General features: G+C 71.7%; 11 protein-coding genes. 9 read left to right on the forward strand and 2 right to left on the reverse strand.

Annotation, left to right across the window (positions count from 1 at the left end; translation table 11 throughout):
• Positions 1 to 57 precede the first annotated feature (57 nt).
• The 4 genes from Q0994_RS29490 (at position 58) to Q0994_RS29505 (ending at position 5675) form a co-directional block, all read left to right on the forward strand.
• The gene (locus Q0994_RS29490; RefSeq protein WP_299540635.1) at positions 58 to 1800 is read left to right on the forward strand and encodes an ATP-binding cassette domain-containing protein; all 1743 of its coding nucleotides are present in this window, start codon (positions 58 to 60) and stop codon (positions 1798 to 1800) included.
• A gap of 176 nt (positions 1801 to 1976) precedes the next feature.
• Positions 1977 to 2837: a FadR/GntR family transcriptional regulator gene (locus Q0994_RS29495; RefSeq protein ID WP_299540656.1), complete on the forward strand. Its 861-nt coding sequence runs from the start codon at positions 1977 to 1979 to the stop codon at positions 2835 to 2837.
• A gap of 324 nt (positions 2838 to 3161) precedes the next feature.
• Positions 3162 to 4694: an RNA polymerase sigma factor gene (locus tag Q0994_RS29500; protein WP_299540638.1), complete on the forward strand. Its 1533-nt coding sequence runs from the start codon at positions 3162 to 3164 to the stop codon at positions 4692 to 4694.
• Positions 4695 to 4874: 180 nt separating this feature from the next.
• A complete protein-coding gene (locus tag Q0994_RS29505; RefSeq protein WP_299540660.1) occupies positions 4875 to 5675 on the forward strand; it encodes a trypsin-like serine protease in 801 nt (266 codons plus the stop codon).
• 239 nt (positions 5676 to 5914) lie between these two features.
• Here Q0994_RS29505 and Q0994_RS29510 read toward each other — a convergent pair whose 3' ends face one another.
• Complete coding sequence (locus Q0994_RS29510; RefSeq protein WP_299540641.1) at positions 5915 to 6148, reverse strand: hypothetical protein; 234 nt, start codon at positions 6146 to 6148, stop codon at positions 5915 to 5917.
• A 457-nt stretch (positions 6149 to 6605) separates the two neighbouring features.
• Here Q0994_RS29510 and Q0994_RS29515 point away from each other — a divergent pair, with 457 nt between their 5' ends.
• The 3 genes from Q0994_RS29515 (at position 6606) to Q0994_RS29525 (ending at position 11071) form a co-directional block, all read left to right on the forward strand.
• Positions 6606 to 8738: a type IIA DNA topoisomerase subunit B gene (locus tag Q0994_RS29515; RefSeq protein WP_299540643.1), complete on the forward strand. Its 2133-nt coding sequence runs from the start codon at positions 6606 to 6608 to the stop codon at positions 8736 to 8738.
• 300 nt (positions 8739 to 9038) lie between these two features.
• A complete protein-coding gene (locus tag Q0994_RS29520; RefSeq protein WP_299540662.1) occupies positions 9039 to 9482 on the forward strand; it encodes a DUF485 domain-containing protein in 444 nt (147 codons plus the stop codon).
• Entirely contained in the window at positions 9479 to 11071 is a 1593-nt protein-coding gene (locus tag Q0994_RS29525) for a cation acetate symporter (protein ID WP_299540646.1), read from the forward strand. The genes Q0994_RS29520 and Q0994_RS29525 overlap by 4 nt, the downstream gene beginning before the upstream one ends.
• Before the next feature lie 90 nt (positions 11072 to 11161).
• On the opposite strand, the gene Q0994_RS29530 is transcribed toward Q0994_RS29525, so the two are convergent.
• Positions 11162 to 12478: a citrate/2-methylcitrate synthase gene (locus Q0994_RS29530; RefSeq protein ID WP_299540648.1), complete on the reverse strand. Its 1317-nt coding sequence runs from the start codon at positions 12476 to 12478 to the stop codon at positions 11162 to 11164.
• A gap of 209 nt (positions 12479 to 12687) precedes the next feature.
• On the opposite strand from Q0994_RS29530, the gene Q0994_RS29535 reads away from it, so the two are divergent.
• Both Q0994_RS29535 and Q0994_RS29540 read left to right on the forward strand, forming a co-directional pair.
• Entirely contained in the window at positions 12688 to 13902 is a 1215-nt protein-coding gene (locus Q0994_RS29535; RefSeq protein ID WP_299540651.1) for a citrate/2-methylcitrate synthase, read from the forward strand.
• A gap of 96 nt (positions 13903 to 13998) precedes the next feature.
• Positions 13999 to 15219: a GTP-binding protein gene (locus tag Q0994_RS29540; RefSeq protein WP_299540664.1), complete on the forward strand. Its 1221-nt coding sequence runs from the start codon at positions 13999 to 14001 to the stop codon at positions 15217 to 15219.
• Positions 15220 to 15405 lie beyond the last annotated feature (186 nt).

Here is a 15405-nt window from a genome sequence, read left to right on the forward strand (position 1 = left end):
CTCCGGTACGCACCCGGACCCTGCCGCCGAGCGGTCTCACCTTCCGCGAGAGAAGCGATGCTCCAGGCCATCGGACTCACCAGCGCCCCCCGCCGCGACCAGCCTTCCGCAGTGGACGATCTCACCTTCGAAGCCCCGCCGGGCCGTGTCACCACCCTTCTCGGTGCACCCGGTTCCGGGAAGACCACCGCTCTGCGCCTGATGCTCGAACTGGAACCGGGACGCGGAGTCACCTACTTCCGCGGCCGTCCGCTCCACCGCGTCGGGCACCCCGCCCGGGAAGTGGGCGTGCTCCTCGGCGACGTGCCCGGACATCCGGCGCGCACCGCGCGGGGACAGCTGCGGATGCTGTGCGCCGCCGCCGGGGCACCCGCCTCCCGCGCCGACGAACTGCTGGAAGTGGTGGGCCTGGCGGGGTTGGGGGATCAGCGCATCGGTTCGCTCTCCGCAGGCATGGACCGGCGGCTCGGCGTCGCGTCGGCGCTGCTGGGCGATCCGCACACCCTGCTGATGGACGACCCCGCCGACGGCCTGTCGCCGCGCGAGAGCACCTGGCTGTACGGGTTGATGCGGGCCCACGCGGCCCAGGGCGGCACCGTCCTGTGGACCACCAGTGATCCACGGGAGGCCGTCAAGGTCGCGGACCGTGTCGTGACCCTCGAAGGAGGACGGCTCGTCGCGGACCAGGAGGTGGCGGACTTCGCCCGGACCCGCTTGCGTCCCCGGGTCGCGGTCCGTACCCCGCACGCCGCCCGGCTGGCCGCCGCCGTCAGCGGCGAGGCGCGTGCGGCGCGGCGCTCGGTCGAGGTGGTGGCGGAGGAGAGCAACCGGCTCTCGGTGTACGGCAGCAGTTGCGCGGAGATCGGCGACGCCGCGTTCCGGCACGGCGTGCCGGTCCACCAGCTCGCCGACGAGATCGGCGACAGCGGCCCCGTCGTGGACCCGGTGACCGCGGCGGCACGCCGCACCGCCTCGGCCGTGGCGCTCTCCGAACTGCCCCCGCCGATCACCGTCCGTCCGCCCCGGGGGCCGATCCGTCCGCTGCGCTACGAGATGCGCCGCCTGCTGGGCGTGCGGACAACCGCAGTGATCATGGCGGTGGTTCTGGTCGCCACGGTCTCGATCTCCCTCTTCCTCGCCCGCGCGGGCGTCGCGGCGCAGCCCCGTCTGCTGGCCGGCTGGCCCCCGCTGCTCCCCCTGCCGCTCGCCCCCCTGGGTGCCGGCCTCATCGGCGCGCTGTCCTACGGCGACGAGTTCCGCTATCCGGCGCTGGCCGCCAGCCGGGGCACCGTCCCCCGGCGGCTGGGGCTGCTCGTCGCGAAGCTGCTGGTCACCGCCGGGGTCGCCGTGGTGCTCGCCGTGCTGGTCGTGCTGTGCGACGTCCAGGCGCTCCGGCTGCTGTTCGGCGAGGAGTTGATCAAGGTCCCTGGAAACGCCGTCCCACTCGCCGCCAGTTGGCTCGGTCTGACGGTCGGCTGCGCCTGGGCCGGGCTGCTGGCGGCGGGTACGTTCCGGGTGGCGGGGGCGGGAGTGGCCGCGGTGCTCGCGGTGCCGGTACTGGTCGTTCCGCTCGTGCGGTGGATGCTGTCCCAGCCGTCCGCCCACTCCTTCGCGGGTCTGCCCGCCCGCCTGCGCGGGCTGGCGTGGCTGGAGCTTCCGGCGGGCGCGGACCGGTGGATCGCGGCGGCCGGGCGGATTGTGGCACAGCCCGAGGGCGCGGCCCTCGCCCTCTCCCTGTCGGCACTCGTCTGCGCCTATGTGATCACCGCCCTACGGAGCAGAGCACGTTGGCGATCATGACCGGAGCGCTCCGGTCATGAGAGGCGCCCAACTTCCCGATGTCCGGCCGTTTTGTGGCGGTTGAGCGTCAATTGCGGCGTCGTTGCCGATCACCCTTTCGTGTGCTTTTCAGCAAAGACCTCAAGGGCCGGGCGAGCCAGGCCGACAAAGGATGCGTGAGTACCCTTGCGCGCACCCTGATGACCACCGCCCGTAACGCCGAATCCGGCCTCGCCGGCCCGGGCGACGTTGATCGCTACCCCTTTACGGAGGCGTCGCCCGGCGAGCGTGCCGCGACGCGCTCCTGGGGTGGCACCGATTCCGAGCTGGGGCGGGCGAACCGCCGCGGCGCGGCCAGCCGCGGCCGCGGACTGCACGGCCAACTCGTCCAGCAGCTCGGCCAGATGATCGTTTCCGGAGATCTCGGCACCGACCGTCCGCTCGTGCCCGAAGAGATCGGGCAGCGTTTCGAGGTCTCCCGGACCGTCGTGCGCGAGTCCTTGCGTGTGCTGGAGGCCAAGGGCCTGGTCAGCGCGCGCCCCAATGTGGGGACGCGGGTGCGGCCGGTCAGTGACTGGAATCTGCTCGACCCCGACATCATCGAATGGCGTGCCTTCGGTCCGCAGCGTGACGACCAGAGGCGGGAGCTGGCCGAGTTGCGCTGGACCATCGAGCCCCTCGCCGCCCGTCTCGCGGCCGGACACGGCCGGGAGGACCTTCAGCAGCGGCTCGGCGACATGGTGGAGATCATGGGCCATGCGCTGGGCCAGGGCGACGGCATCACTTTTTCCCGTGCCGACGCGGAGTTCCACGCCCTGCTCATCCAGGCCGCGGACAACCGCATGCTCGAACACCTTTCCGGCATCGTCTCCGCCGCGCTGCACGTCTCGGGCGGCCCGGTCACCGGTTGTGACCGGCTGAGCGAGGCCTCGGTGGCGCAGCACGCGCGGATCGCGGAGGCGCTCGCCTCGGGCGACGCGCCCGGCGCCGAGGCCGCGATGCGTCAGCTGCTGGTGGTCCACCCCGAAGGAGTGGTCCCCGCGCCGCGCGAACACTGAGCGCACGGCGCGCGGGGTGTGCGGACCCTGTGCCGCCGGACCTGAAGGGGTCCGGCGGCACAATTGCGGGGTAACGGCACACTCGGCACGGTTCGTCGCGAATGAGGTGTGACTCGGGCCACGCGGATTGGGCGTAACACTCCTCGAAACAGTGCGATGACCTAAGAGGTGACCGCAGCGGAAGGAATACAGCAGCCATCACAGGCGCTGTGCAGTTCTGAGGCCTCACCCGCGCCGTCGACGACATCCCCAGTCGGCGGACGTCGGACCCAGCCCTCTCCGGGCCGGGCCGGAAGCCGTTTCCATCGTTCCGAGAGGTTGTTCGTGTCGGCCAGCACATCCCGTACGCTCCCGCCGGAGATCGCCGAGTCCGAGTCTGTGATGGCGCTCATCGAGCGGGGGAAGGCTGATGGGCAGATCGCCGGCGACGACGTGCGTCGGGCCTTCGAGGCTGACCAGATTCCGCCAACCCAGTGGAAGAATGTTCTGCGCAGCCTCAACCAGATCCTCGAGGAAGAGGGTGTGACGCTGATGGTCAGTGCCGCGGAGTCGCCGAAGCGCGCCCGCAAGAGCGTCGCGGCGAAGAGCCCGGTCAAGCGCACCGCCACCAAGACCGTCGCTGCGAAGACGACCGTGACGCGGACCGTCGCGGCCACCGCACCCGCCGCCGAGAGCGCCGAGGCGGCCGGCGACGAGATCCCCGCGAAGAAGGCGGCGGCCAAGAAGACGGTCGCCAAGAAGACAGCGGTCAAGAAGACCGCGGCGAAGAAGACCGCCGCGAAGAAGACCGGCAAGCAGGACGACGAGCTGCTCGACGGCGACGACGCCGTCGAAGAGGTCAAGGCCGGCAAGGGCGAGGAAGAGGAGGGCGAGGGCGAGAACAAGGGCTTCGTCCTCTCCGACGACGACGAGGACGACGCGCCCGCGCAGCAGGTCGCCGTCGCCGGCGCCACCGCCGACCCGGTCAAGGACTACCTCAAGCAGATCGGCAAGGTCCCGCTCCTCAACGCGGAGCAGGAGGTCGAGCTCGCCAAGCGCATCGAGGCCGGGCTCTTCGCCGAGGACAAGCTCGCCAACGCGGACAAGCTCGCCCCGAAGCTGAAGCGCGAGCTGGAGATCATCGCCGAGGACGGCCGCCGCGCCAAGAACCACCTGCTGGAGGCCAACCTCCGTCTCGTGGTCTCGCTGGCCAAGCGCTACACCGGCCGCGGCATGCTCTTCCTGGACCTGATCCAGGAAGGCAACCTCGGTCTGATCCGCGCGGTCGAGAAGTTCGACTACACCAAGGGCTACAAGTTCTCCACGTACGCCACCTGGTGGATCCGTCAGGCGATCACCCGCGCCATGGCCGACCAGGCCCGCACCATCCGTATCCCGGTGCACATGGTCGAGGTCATCAACAAGCTCGCGCGCGTCCAGCGGCAGATGCTCCAGGACCTGGGCCGTGAGCCCACCCCGGAGGAGCTGGCCAAGGAACTCGACATGACCCCGGAGAAGGTCATCGAGGTCCAGAAGTACGGCCGCGAGCCGATCTCCCTCCACACCCCTCTGGGTGAGGACGGCGACAGCGAGTTCGGTGACCTGATCGAGGACTCCGAGGCGGTCGTCCCGGCCGACGCGGTCAGCTTCACCCTGCTCCAGGAGCAGCTGCACTCCGTGCTCGACACGCTCTCCGAGCGTGAGGCCGGCGTGGTCTCGATGCGGTTCGGTCTCACCGACGGTCAGCCCAAGACGCTGGACGAGATCGGCAAGGTCTACGGGGTGACGCGCGAGCGCATCCGTCAGATCGAGTCGAAGACCATGTCCAAGCTCCGCCACCCGTCGCGTTCGCAGGTGCTGCGCGACTACCTCGACTAAAGACCGCACTGCGCGCGGCCACCGTGCGCGGACGGCTCTGCCGGAGGGCCCGGATCCCATGAGGATCCGGGCCCTCCGTGCTGGGCGTGGCGTGCGGACGCCGCCGGAGTGGATGACGCTGGGTGAGTCGCCATCACCTCGGAGTCAGGAGCCTCCATGCGTCGTCACCGCTTTCCCGTCATGACCGGTGCGCCCGCCCTCGCCGCCGCGGCGGTCCTGGTGGCCGCCCCCGCCGGCCCGGCCGCATCCGACAGCATCATCATCGGCGGGCAACCGGTGAAGGTGGCGGAGAGCCCCTGGACGGTGGCCCTGGCCAGCCGGGACCGCTTCGGGGAGTCGAGGGCGGGCCAGTTCTGCGGCGGGGTCCTCGTCGCGCCGACGAAGGTCGTGACGGCGGCCCACTGCCTGGGCGAAGACGTGCTGGGCGAGGGACCCGGCGTGGGGGACCTCACGGTCATCGCGGGCCGCGACGAACTGCGCGACACAGGGGGCGAGGAGATCCCGGTCGGCGAGGTGTGGGTCAACCCGGACTACGACCCGTCGACGAGCGTGGGGGACCTCGCCGTGGTGACGCTCTCACGGGCCCGCGACCACGCCGACACGATCGCCATGGCCCGGGCGGGGGAGGCCGGGTACCGTCCCGGCGCCGCGGCGACGGTCTACGGCTGGGGGGACACCAGCGGTTTCGGCGCCTATGCCACCTCGTTGCGTGCGGCGTCCGTACAGGTGCTGGCGGACAGCGACTGCGCCCGCGCCTACCCCGGCGGCTCCCGGGGCGGCTACGACGCCCCCTCGATGCTCTGTGCGGGTGACCCGGAGGGCGGCCGCGACGCCTGCCAGGGCGACAGCGGAGGGCCGCTGGTGTCCGGCGGCCGGCTGATCGGGCTGGTCTCCTGGGGCAATGGCTGTGGGCGCGCCGACAGCCCCGGTGTGTACACCAGGATCTCCGCGGCGATCGGCTGGGCCGACGGCAGGGTGTGATCCGCCGGACGGAACCCGATCCGACTCCGGTCCCGGGCTACGGGGGCGACCCCTGCTCCCGAGGGCGCTGGGGGCACGCCTGAACCCCCGTACGGCCCTGGCGGGCGGATGCGGGGGTTTCTCGGCGCCCGCGGTCGTACGGCGGGTCCGGAGGACGAGAACGGGCGGCGTCCCCGGATGGGGAAGCCGCCCGTCGGCCGGTCGAGGACCGGCCCCTGGCTCGTCGTGGATGAGAGGCGTCAGTGCGGTGCCTCGTCGGCCACACCTGCTGGAGCGGCACTGAGCCGATCCGTCTCATCCTGTATTTCCGCGGCGATCTTCTTGAGTTCCGGCTCGAACTTGCGTCCGTGGTGGGCGCAGAAGAGCAGTTCACCGCCACTGATGAGGACGACGCGCAGATAAGCCTGGGCGCCGCAACGGTCACAGCGGTCTGCTGCGGTCAGCGGGCTCGCGGGGGTCAGAACAGTAGTCACGTCGCCTCTTCTCTAGCTCGACGAGCTGTCGTACCAGGGTCAACATCCAACCAGGCCGAAAACGTTCCCGCTCGCGGCATTTCTTTCGGAACTTCTTCTCGGGTCGGCTGTCCGTCGACGGTTGGCGGCGAATGGGCCGTACTGCGGAGCACTACGGTTTCGCGTTGCTTGTCTTCGGTCCGTCCGCCGGCCGGCTTGCCGGTTTGTTCATGAGGACGTGCCCGGAGCCTAAATGGTTCATGCCTCGAAGGGAACGTGATGTGCACGTCACCTCGACGAATGATCGAACGTCCATGCGAGTGGCTGGGGGGCTCGACTAGCATGATGATTCCCCCGTGGGTGGCGTGACAACCGCTCTACCAGGCCTCTGTAGGCTCTCATCCGCTACCCGGGCCCAGACCGGACGAGCCCACTACCCATCTGGGCCCCCATTGAAATTCAGCGAGGAGCGAACCGCGTGACCGCCGATACGTCCGTGCCGTCCACTGCGCTGCTGACCGGAACGAGCGGTGGCGCCGACCGGGACGGCTCCAACTACACCGCGCGGCACCTCCTCGTCCTGGAGGGGCTGGAGGCCGTCCGCAAGCGCCCCGGGATGTACATCGGGTCCACCGACAGCCGTGGTCTCATGCACTGCCTCTGGGAGATCATCGACAACTCCGTCGACGAGGCGCTGGGCGGCTACGGCGACCACATCGAGGTGATCCTGCACGAGGACGCCTCCGTCGAGGTCCGCGACAACGGCCGTGGCATCCCGGTCGACGTCGAGCCCAAGACGGGGCTGTCGGGCGTCGAGGTCGTCATGACCAAGCTGCACGCGGGCGGGAAGTTCGGCGGCGGCTCCTACGCCGCCTCGGGCGGTCTGCACGGCGTGGGGGCCTCGGTCGTCAACGCCCTCTCGGCCCGGCTCGACGTCGAGGTGGACCGCGGCGGCTCGACCCACGCGATCAGCTTCCGCCGCGGCGTTCCCGGCATCTTCACCGAACAGGGACCCGAAAGTCCGTTCGATCCGGGTAACGGTCTCCGCAAGAGCAAGCGGTTCGCGAAGACCCGTACCGGCACCCGGGTGAGGTACTGGGCGGACCGGCAGATCTTCCTCAAGGACGCGAAGCTCAACCTGGACACGCTCTACCAGCGCGCCCGCCAGACGGCCTTCCTGGTGCCCGGCCTCACCCTCGTCGTCCGCGACGAGAGGGCGATCGACGGCGCGCCCGTCAGCGAGGAGACCTTCCACTACGACGGCGGCATCAGCGAGTTCTGCGAGTACCTCGCCCAGGACAAGGCCGTCTGCGACGTGCAGCGGCTCACCGGGCAGGGCACCTTCAAGGAGACCGTGCCGGTCCTGGACGACCGGGGCCACATGACCCCGACCGAGGTCACCCGTGAGCTCGGCGTGGACATCGCGCTGCGCTGGGGCACCGGCTACGACACCGTCGTCAAGTCCTTCGTCAACATCATCGCCACCCCCAAGGGCGGCACCCACGTGTCCGGCTTCGAGCGCTCCGTGACGAAGACGATCAACGAGACGCTGCGTTCCTCCAAGCTGCTGCGGGTGGCCGAGGACGACATCGTGAAGGACGACGCGCTGGAGGGGCTCACGGCGGTGGTCACCGTCCGTCTCGCCGAGCCGCAGTTCGAAGGGCAGACCAAGGAGGTCCTCGGCACCTCGGCCGCCAACCGCATCGTCTCCGCCGTGGTGGCCAAGGAGCTCAAGGCCTTCCTCACCTCCACGAAGCGCGACGCGAAGGCCCAGGCCCGGTCGGTGCTGGAGAAGACGGTCGCGGCGGCGCGCACCCGTATCGCGGCGCGCCAGCACAAGGACGCCCAGCGCCGGAAGACCGCGCTGGAGTCCTCCTCCCTGCCGGCGAAGCTCGCCGACTGCCGCAGCGACGACGTGGACCGCAGCGAGCTCTTCATCGTCGAGGGCGACTCCGCGCTGGGTACGGCGAAGCTGGCCCGCAACAGCGAGTTCCAGGCGCTGCTGCCCATCCGCGGCAAGATCCTCAACGTCCAGAAGTCGTCGGTCTCGGACATGCTGAAGAACGCCGAGTGCGGCGCCATCATCCAGGTCATAGGAGCGGGGTCCGGCCGGACCTTCGACATCGACGCCGCGCGGTACGGCAAGGTCATCATGATGACGGACGCCGACGTCGACGGCTCCCACATCCGCACCCTGCTGCTCACGCTGTTCCAGCGCTACATGCGGCCCATGGTCGAGGCGGGGCGGGTCTTCGCGGCGGTCCCGCCGCTGCACCGGATCGAACTCGTCCAGCCCAAGAAGGGGCAGGACAAGTACATCTACACCTACTCCGACAACGAGCTGCGGCAGACGCTGCTGGAGCTCCAGCGCAAGAACGTCCGGTACAAGGACTCGATCCAGCGCTACAAGGGCCTGGGCGAGATGGACGCCGACCAGTTGGCGGAGACCACGATGGACCCCCGCCACCGCACGCTGCGCCGGATCAACATCGGGGATCTGGAGTCCTCCGAGAGGATCTTCGACCTCCTGATGGGCAACGAAGTGGCGCCCCGCAAGGAGTTCATCACCAGTTCGGCGGCCACGCTGGACCGCTCGCGCATCGACGCCTGAGGGCCCGGCACGCCGGGAGCGCGGCACGCCCCGGGTCCCCACCCGGCCCGGGGCCGATGTCCACCCAGGGGGGTCCGTGACCGGGCGCAGGCCGCGCGGTACGTCCACGTATCCACGTACATGGATGCGCACAAGCACCCGGCGCCACTGTCACGTGCACATTCACTTGAACAGGTGAAACATCGCCGGTCCGACGGCGGGGGTCTTCATTTTCCGCTCATCCTTGGCTACGCGGCCGAAAAGGTCTGCGGACAAGGGAGTTGTGCGGTGGAGAAGGAAGCAGGGCGCGAGGCCGCGGCCATGCGGCTCGACGACCCGTGGTACGACGTGCCGGCCCTCGGCTGGGGCGAGCCGGAGGGTACGGGGAGCGCCGCACCCCCCGGGCCGGACGGGCCCGGCATTCCGGCGCGGCGCCACACCGCGGCCGAGATCTACCTGGAGGTGCAGCGCAGTGACGCCTTCCGGGAAGTCCGCCGCAGGTACCGCCGCTTCGTCGTCCCCGCCTCCGCGGCGTTCCTGGTCTGGTACCTCGCCTACGTGGTGGCGGCCACCTCCGCACCCGGACTGATGGGCCGCCCGGTGATCGGGGCGGTCAACGTCGCCCTGGTGGCCGGGCTCGGCCAGTTCCTCACCACGTTCCTGCTGACCTGGGCGTACGCGCGGCACGCGCGGTTGCGCCGGGACCGGGCCGCACTGGATCTGCGCTGGGACACGCAGGAGATGACGAGAGGGGCCGGGCGGTGAGCGGCGACCACCAGACGCTGGCACTCCTGCTGTTCAGCGCGTTCGTCGCCGTCACCCTCGGCATCACCACCTGGGTGAGCCGGACCCGGCAGGGTTCGGCCGAGGAGTTCTACGCGGGCGGTCGGCTGTTCTCCCCGATGGAGAACGGATTCGCCATAGCCGGCGACTACATGTCGGCGGCGTCGTTCCTCGGCATCTCCGGGCTCATCGCCCTCTTCGGCTACGACGGCATGCTGTACTCCGTCGGCTTCCTGGTCGCCTGGCTCGTCGTGCTGCTCCTGGTCGCCGAACTCGTCCGCAACTGCGGCCGGTTCACGCTCGCCGACGTCGTCGCCGCCCGGATGGCGGAGCGGCCGGTGCGCACCGCGGTGGGGACCTCCTCCGTCACGGTCTCCGTGCTGTACCTGGTCGCGCAGATGGTCGGAGCGGGCAGCCTCGTCGCGCTGCTCCTCGGCGGCACCAGCGACGCCGCCCGGTCGTGGACCGTGGTCGGTGTCGGGGCGCTCATGGTGGTCTACGTGTCGCTCGGCGGGATGCGCGCCACCACCTGGATCCAGATCGTCAAAGCCGTGCTGCTGATGGCGGGGGCGATCGCCCTGACCGTCCTCGTCCTCGTCCACTTCCACGGGAACATCAACGCGTTGCTCACCACCGCCGCCGAACGCAGCGGCCGTGGCACGGACTTCCTGGCTCCCGGTCTGAAGTACGGCGGAAGCTGGACGGCGCGCCTCGACTTCATCAGCCTCGGGATCGCCCTGGTCCTCGGTACCGCGGGGCTCCCGCACATCCTGTCCCGCTTCTACACCGTGCCGACCGCCCGGGCGGCCCGCCGGTCCGTCGTCTGGTCCATCGGTCTCATCGGCGGCTTCTACCTGATGACGATCGTGCTCGGCTTCGGCGCCGCCGCCGTGGTCGGGAGCGCCGAAGTCCGCGCCTCCCACGCGGCCGGCAACACCGCGGTGCCGCTGCTGGCCCTCGAACTCGGCGGGGGAGAAGGGTCGACGGGGGGCACGGTGCTGTTCGCCGTGGTCGCCGCCATCGCCTTCGCCACCATCCTCGCGGTGGTCGCCGGGATCACCCTCGCCTCGTCCGCGTCCGTGGCGCACGACCTCTACGCCTCGTTGCGGCGTCCCGGCGGCAAGCAGTACGGCGAGGTCGCCGTGGCCCGGGTCGCGGCGGCGGGCATCGGCGTGGTCGCCATCGCGCTCGGCCTGCTGGTGCAGAACCTGAACGTCGCCTTCCTCGTGGGTCTCGCGTTCGCCGTCGCGGCGTCGGCGAACCTCCCCGCGCTGCTGTACTCCCTGTTCTGGAAGAACTTCACCACCCGGGGGGCGGTGTGGGCGGTCTACGGCGGCCTGATCCCCGCCCTCCTGCTGGTGTTGCTGTCGCCCGTGGTCTCGGGTGGTCCGGCCTCGCTCTTCCCCGGAGCCGACTTCCAGCTCTTCCCGCTGGAGAACCCCGGTCTCGTCTCCGTCCCGCTCGGATTCCTGGCGGGATGGATCGGGACGGTCACGTCCCCCGAGCCGCCGGACGAGGCCAAGCACGCCGAGACGGAGGTCAGGGCGCTCACCGGCGCGGGTGCGGTGTGACGGCCCTGCCCCCGGCGTATTCCGCCGGCCCCGGACCGTTCCCCGGCCCCCGGACCGCCTCATGGTGTCCGGACGACTCCGTGGTGCCGCCTACGGCATGACACGAGCCCCGGTGGCGGGCCGGGGCAGGGGCTGGGGCGGGGGAGGGCCCGTGTACTGGCCGGTGGGGCGGAGCCGCAGCGGGCGTTCCGCGTACTCCTCCAGGGCATGGGCGATCCAGCCCGCCGTGCGGGCCACGGCGAACACGGTCTCACCGGCCTCGGCGGGCATGCCGCAGGAGACGGAGAGCACCGCGAGCGCGAGGTCGACGTTGGCGTGCAGCGGCTGGTGCCGCGCGGTGACGGCGACCACGTCGCGCGCCGCCTCCAGTGCCGCCGACGCGTGGCCGACCCGCTCCAGCAGAGCGAACAACGCGCGGGCGCGCGGGTCCTCGCCGGTGTACAGCCGGTGCCCGAGTCCGGGCACCGGACGTCCGGCCCGCAGGTGTTCCGCGACGACCGGGACGGCCCCGCCCCGTTCGACGACGTCCGCCAGCATCCGGTGCGCCTGCCCGCTCGCCGCCCCGTGCAGCGGCCCCTCCAGCACCCCCAGACCGGCCGAGACGACCGCGTACGGATGCGCCCTGGCAGAGGCGGCCACCCGGGCGGCGAGGGTCGAGGCCGCCAGGTCGTGGTCGATCAGCAGGGTGAGTGCCGTGTCCAGCACGTGCAGGGCCGCCGGGTCGGCGGGGCGCGCGGTGAGCCGGGGCCACAGGCGGTCGGCGAGCCGGGGCGCCGCCGCTGCCCCGGGGCCGGCGGTCCCCGCGTCCGTGCCCGGGGCGGCACCGGCCTCCGCCCGCCCGATCTCCGGCAGGGCGTCGACCAGGGTCGGGATCAGCCCGCGGGCGCCGCCCAGCACGGAACTCGGCGCGAGGTCGTAGCGGAGCGGATCGGCCGCCGCGGCGGCCACCACGGCCACCCGCAGCCGGTCCGTCGGCCCGCTGTGCGCGGGGAGCGCGCCGACCGCCCGCCGGGCCGCCGCCAGCGCCTCGGGCGGAGCGGTGAAGCGGGTCTCCGGACGTAGTTCGCCGGTCCACAGCCACTCGGCCACCGCCTCGAAGCCGTACTGGCCCGCGAGTTCGACGGCGTCGACGCCCCGGTAGCAGTAACGGGCGGGTCCGATCAGGGTGATGCCCGTGCGGAAGGCGAACTCGCCCGCGGCAGCCACCGGTTCACGTCTGCCCGTGCGGCCGGCCAGGGCCCGCACCTCGTCCGCGTCGAACGTGCTGCCCCTGCCGCCGGGCGCGCGCCGGCTGCTGAGCTGGCCCCGGCTGACGTAGGCGTACACGGTCTCCGGCTTCACGCCGAGCAGTTCCGCGGTCTCGCGCGTCGTCAGGCGGCCGGGGTCCCGCCCGTCTCGATCGGTCATGGTCCCACCGTATCCAGTCGTGATCCATGGGTTTTCACATTGATTCAATCAATGTTGACAGGTTTACAGTCAAGCATGGAGAGTCGAATCAATGCAGAGGAACGCGCACACCCCTCCGACGGGGCACACCCACGTCGACCCGCGGCAGGGGTGCTCGCGCGTCGAAGGCGAGCGCCCCCGACGGGGCGCGTGATCGAGAAGAGACCGCCATGCCGACCCCGGCCAGCCCCACCCCCGCCCCCGCCGACCCGCACCTTCCCGGCCGGCCCGCCCCCGGCGACGCTCCCGCGCCCGCCGTTCCGCGCGGCCTCGCCGGGGTCGTCGTCACCGACACCGCGCTCGGAGACGTCCGCGGGCGCGAGGGCTTCTACCACTACCGGCAGTACTCGGCGATCGAGCTCGCGGAGACCCGGACGTTCGAGGACGTCTGGCACCTGATGGTCCACGGCGAACTGCCGGACCGGGAGCAGGCGGCCGCGTTCGCCGCCCGTACCGCGTCGCTGCGGCGGCTGCCCGACGAGGTGCGCCGGGCGCTGCCCGCGATCGCCGCGGCCGGCGTCGCGTCCGGTCCGCTCGCGGGGCTGCGCACCGCGCTCTCGCTGTACGGGGCGGCGGCCGGGTTCCGCCCGGTGTACGACCTGACGGCGGAGCGCCGCCGCGACGACGCGCTGGCGGCGTGCGCGGTGGTCCCGACCCTGCTCACCGCCCTGCACCGGCTCGGGCAGGGGCTCGAACCGGTGGAGCCGCGCGACGACCTCCCGCACGCGGCGAACTACCTGTACATGCTCACGGGGCAGGTGCCGGACCCGGCCCGTGCCAGGGCGGTCGAGCGCTATCTGATCTCCACCGTGGACCACGGGTTCAACGCCTCGACCTTCACCGGTCGCGTGGTCGCCTCCACCGGAGCCGACCTGGCGGCCTGCCTGGTGGCGGCCGTCGGCGCCCTCTCGGGGCCGCTGCACGGCGGCGCGCCCAGCCGGGCGCTGGACACCCTGGACACCATCGGCACCCCGGACCGCATCGACGGCTGGATCCGTGAGCAGGTGCGGTCCGGCGGCCGGATCATGGGCTTCGGCCACCCCGTGTACCGCACCGAGGACCCGCGGTCCCGGATGCTGCGGGAGATCGCCCGGGGGATCGGCGGCCCGCTCGTCGACTTCGCCGTGCAGGTGGAGCGGCAGGTCGAGGAGATCCTCGCCGAGCTCAAACCGGGGCGCGAACTGCACACCAACGTGGAGTTCTACGCCGGTGTGGTGATGGAACTCTGCGGGTTGCCGCGGGCGATGTTCACGCCGACGTTCTGTGCGGCGCGGGTGGTCGGCTGGAGCGCCAATATCCTGGAGCAGGCGGAGGACTCGAAGATCATCCGCCCGGCGGCCCGCTATGGCGGAACGCCTGCCCCGCAGCCGGTACCGGCCCCCTGAACGACCCGTGAGGAAGCCCCGTTGACCGCGAACCCGTCCCCGCCCACGGCTCCGACGACCACGCCCGGCACCGGGACGTTCCCCGCGGACCCGGACGTGGTCCCGGACCCGGCCCCGGTCCCCGACGCGGTCCCGGAACCGTCCGGCACGCGGCAGATCCCGGTCGTCGTCCTCGCGGGCTTCCTGGGGTCCGGCAAGACGACGCTGCTGAACCACCTGCTCCGCAACCGCGCGGGCAACCGGATCGGGGTGATCGTGAACGACTTCGGGGCCATCGGGATCGACGCCATGACGATCGCCGGGCAGGCGGGTTCGACGGTGTCGCTCGGCAACGGCTGTCTCTGCTGCGCGGTCGACACCGACGAGCTCGACACCTATCTGGAGACGCTCACCCGGCCCGCCGCCCGGATCGACCTGATCGTCGTGGAGGCCAGCGGTCTCGCCGAGCCCCAGGAACTCGTACGGATGCTGCTGGCCAGCGGCAACCCGCACATCCGTTACGGAGGGCTGGTCGAGGTGGTCGACGCGGCGGAGTTCGACCGGACGCGGGAACGCCACCCCGGGATCGACCGCCATCTCGCGGTCGCCGACCTGGTCGTGCTCAACAAGACGGACCGGACCACCGAGGCGGAGCACGGCCGGGTCCGGCGTACGGTCACGTCGCTCGCGGGAGGGGCGGCCGTCGTCTCCACCGTGCGGGGGCGGATCGACCCGGAGCTGCTGTTCGACCCCGCGCCGCGCTCGGACGAGGAGGAGCGGGCCCGGCAGCTCACGTTCGAGGACCTGCTGGCCGAGGAGGACGGGGGCCACGACGGACACCTGCACGCGGCCTACGACAGCGTGGCCTTCACCTCGGACGTGCCGATGGACCCGCAGCGCTTCATGCGGTTCCTCGAAGCACGGACCGACGGGCTGTACCGCATCAAGGGGTTCGTCGACTTCGGCCCCGGAGACCCGGTGAACCGCTACGCGCTGCACGCCGTGGGCGGCTTCCTGCGGTTCGTCCCGGAGCCGTGGGAACCGGGGGGAGGCAGGCTCACCCAGCTCGTGCTGATCGGTTCCGGGATCGACCCGCACGCGATCGCCGCAGCTCTGACCGACTGCCGCGCCACCGATGCGGAACCCTCGTCACGACCGGGCGGGCAGGAGCGGGCCGACGACCTGGACCGCGCGGCCGAGGACGCCTCGCACGCCCTGGAACGGAGCATGTGGGGGGTGCTGCGCCACGTACCCGCCCCGGAGCCGGACACCGTACCGGCGCAGGGACCGGCGACCGTCCGCGAGCCGCTCGCGGACGGCCCCGCCGACGACCGCTGACGGCGCATCCGCCCCGGTACGCCTCCGGAGGGACTGCGCGCGACGGGACCGCGCCCGCCCGGGTCCGGCGGGCCGCACGCACCACCCCCCGCACCACCCCCCGCACGCACCACCCCCGTTATCTTTTTCGCGGTCCTGCAATGGGGCCGCTGGCCTCCGGGCCCGGCATGACTGTTGCCCCCTGTC

The organism is uncultured Streptomyces sp., assembly GCF_947488945.1.
GTDB lineage: Bacteria > Actinomycetota > Actinomycetes > Streptomycetales > Streptomycetaceae > Streptomyces.